Source organism: Lentzea indica (genome assembly GCF_012184385.1).
Classification (GTDB): domain Bacteria; phylum Actinomycetota; class Actinomycetes; order Mycobacteriales; family Pseudonocardiaceae; genus Lentzea; species Lentzea indica.
In genome coordinates this window covers 1-2,926 of sequence record NZ_VSRL01000473.1, presented here as the reverse complement: position 1 = coordinate 2,926, position 2,926 = coordinate 1, and the positions used below count along the sequence as shown (strand labels likewise).

The 2,926-nt window shown below is 69.0% G+C and carries 4 protein-coding genes; 3 read left to right on the top strand and 1 reads right to left on the bottom strand.

The genetic code is table 11. From position 1 onward, the window contains the following. Nucleotides 1–448: FKBP-type peptidyl-prolyl cis-trans isomerase (locus tag FXN61_RS48560; protein ID WP_167980513.1), on the top strand; the 448-nt coding region annotated here is incomplete at its 5' end. Between the two features lie 48 nt (nt 449–496). On the opposite strand, the gene FXN61_RS48555 is transcribed toward FXN61_RS48560, so the two are convergent. Then, nucleotides 497–1,438, bottom strand: coding sequence for a quinone oxidoreductase family protein (locus FXN61_RS48555; RefSeq protein WP_167980512.1), 942 nt, complete (start codon nt 1,436–1,438; stop codon nt 497–499). Between the two features lie 244 nt (nt 1,439–1,682). Between FXN61_RS48555 and FXN61_RS48550 the strand changes: the two genes are divergently transcribed. Together FXN61_RS48550 and FXN61_RS48545 are read left to right on the top strand one after the other, a co-directional pair. Next, on the top strand, nt 1,683–1,973 hold the full coding sequence (locus tag FXN61_RS48550; RefSeq protein WP_312878582.1) for a hypothetical protein: 291 nt from the start codon (nt 1,683–1,685) through the stop codon (nt 1,971–1,973). Continuing rightward, nucleotides 1,970–2,815 carry an ATP-grasp domain-containing protein gene (locus tag FXN61_RS48545; protein WP_167980510.1) on the top strand — a complete coding sequence of 282 codons (846 nt, stop codon included), beginning with the start codon at nt 1,970–1,972 and terminating at the stop codon, nt 2,813–2,815. The genes FXN61_RS48550 and FXN61_RS48545 overlap by 4 nt, the downstream gene beginning before the upstream one ends. Nucleotides 2,816–2,926 lie beyond the last annotated feature (111 nt).

Genomic DNA, 2,926 nt, shown 5'->3' with positions numbered 1-2,926 from the left:
CTCCGCCCAGCCCTCGGCCGGCGCGCCGTCCACTCCCTGCAAGGCCGACGACTTCAAGGTCACCGGCGACTTCGGCAAGGCGCCCAAGGTCGAGATCCCCGCCTGCAAGCCCACCGACGAGCTCATCGTCAAGGACCTGCTGCAGGGCACGGGCGCCGAGGTGAAGGCGGGCACGACGGCCACGGTCAACTACCAGCTCACGACCTTCTCCGACAAGAAGGTGCTGGACAGCTCGTTCGAGCGCGGGGCGCCGTTCGACGTCGAGAACGTCGGGCAGGCGCGGGTCATCGACGGCTGGAACGAGGGCATCGTCGGGCTCAAGGAGAAGGGCCGGCGTCTGCTGATCGTGCCGCCCGCCAAGGGCTACGGCCAGGGCGGCCAGGGCATCAAGGCGAACGAGACCCTCGTCTTCGTGATCGACGGCGTGAAGGTGACCCCCGCCGCCTGAGTCCGGGCGTGACGCCCCCGGCCCTGGTGCCGGGGGCGTTCCCCGAAGTCACGGCAGAAGCAGCAGCTTTCCGGTCGTCCGGCGCGACTGCAGGTCGGTGTGCGCCTGCGCCGCCTCCTCCAGCTTGTACCGGCCGCCGATCCGGATGTTCAGCGTCCCGTCCAGGATCGCCCCGAACAGGTCGGCCGCACGCCACTCGAACTCGGCACGGTCCAGCAGGTACGCCCCTGTCGACGGCCGCGTCAGGAACACCGACCCCGCCGCGTTCAAGCGCTGCGGGTCCACCGGCGGCACCGCCCCGGACGACGCCCCGAACAGCGCCAGCAGACCGCGCGGCTTCAACGACGCCAGCGACTGGTCGAACGTGTCGCGCCCGACCCCGTCGTACACGACGTCGACCTTGTCGATCTGCGACGCGAAGTCCCCGTACCGCAGAACCTGATCGGCCCCGGCTTCGCGAGCCAGCGCCTCCTTCTCGTCGGTCGACACGGTCGCGACGACGAACGCGCCCTTCGACTTCGACCACTGCGTCAACAGCAACCCGACGCCACCGGCGGCCGCGTGCACCAGCACCCGGTCGCCTTCCTTGACCACGTGGGTCGAGTGCGTCAGGTAGTGCGCGGTGATGCCCTGCAACAAAGCAGCCGCGGCCAGCTCGACGTCCAACCCGTCGGGAACCCGCACGGCGGACGTTGCCGGCACCACGACCTCGGAGGCGTAGCTGCCCAGCACGGACATCCACGCGACCCGGTCACCGACGGCGAAGTCGGGGGAGTTCGACACGACGACCTCGCCGGCGCCCTCAAGCCCCAAAGCGGTCGGCAACGGCACCGAGTACTGCCCGCTGCGCTGGTAGGTGTCGATGTAGTTGACGCCCGCCGCGCCGACCCGCACCAGCAGCTCGCCGTCACCGGGCACCGGCGACGGCACGTCGGAGTGCTCCAGCACCTCCGGGCCTCCGGTCGAACGCACCACCACTGCCTTGGGCATCTGTCCTCCTTGATCGACTCCACCGGTCAACCCTGGCCGCGACCTCGATGTTCCCGTTCCCAGCACATGGGAACCACAAACCGTCGCCAGCATGGGGGCGTTCGGCTTGTTCTGCTCGGCAAGGGTCAGCGCTCGACTCCGGTCTGGTGCGCACTTGGGTGTGGACGGTGCTCGGTGCTTCGAGCGAGCCGACCGTGTCGGTGGTCACCAGACCGAAGCCACCCGCTGGTTTTACAGTGTGGGGGTGTCTGATCAAACCACTCAGAAGCGCATCGCCGAGTTCGTGAAGGCCCACGGCAAGCCGGGCACGGCGGTCAGGGCCGTCGTGGAACCGATCGGCAGGGCCGGCGCGCGAATCGTGCTGGTCGGCGCTGACGGCGCCATGGGCGACGTGATGACCAAGGACGTCGAGTCCGCCACCAAGGCCGTCGAAGCCGCCGACAACGTCGAGCAGGCCGAATGGGACCGCGAGACCACCGCCGCCACCCAGATCGGGTTCGCGCACCGCCGCAAGATGGCCAAGATGCAGTCATGAGGGTGGTGCTCGCGTCCTGCGCCGCGCTGCCCAAGGGCGACGGCGACGAGGACGTGCTGGTCGAGGCCCTCCAGCGGGACGGCGTCGACGTGGCGTGGGAACCCTGGGGCGGCGAGGTCGACGCCGACCTCGTGGTGCTGCGAGTCACCTGGGACTACCCCGAGCGCCTTGACGAGTTTCTGGCGTGGTGCGACGGCGTTCCCGCGCTGGCGAACCCGATGCCGGTCGTCCGCTGGAACACCGACAAGTCCTACATGGTCGAGCTCGCCGCGCGCGGTGTCGCCGTCGTGCCCACCGCCGTCGTGGAGCCGGGGGACAGTCCGGTGTGGCCGGACGGCGAGTTCGTGGTGAAGCCGGCGATCGGCGCGGGTTCGCGCGGTGCCGGCAGGTTCACCGACCACGCCGAGGCCCGTGCGCACCTCGACGCTCTCGGTGTTCGCGCGCTGGTGCAGCCTTATCAGTCCAGTGTGGACACCAACGGCGAGACCGCGCTCGTTTTCTTCGCCGGCGAGTACTCCCACTCGTTCCACAAAGGACCGATGCTCGCGCAGGGCCTGGCCGAGTCGGAGTCCGGGCTGTACGTCGAGGAGAAGCTGCGCGGCATCGAGCCGTCCTCGCGTCAGGTCGAGTTCGCGAACCAGGTGCTCGACGTGACGGCCGAGCTGCTTTCTTTGCGGCGCACGGACTTCCTCTACGCCCGCGTGGACGTGGTCGACGGGCCTGACGGGGAACCGCTGCTGCTGGAGCTGGAGCTGACCGAACCGTCACTCGGCTTCAAGTACGCCGGTGAAGACGCCGCATCCCGTTTGAGTGCGGCGATTCGGTCTTACTCACGCCACTAGTTCCGGCGTGCTCCGCTGACCGGCGGTCACTGGACGGTCCACCCGAACTGCCACTCCAGCTTGTACCCCTCGCAGTTCGCATGGATCGAGTCGAAGTGGGTGCCGTTGAAC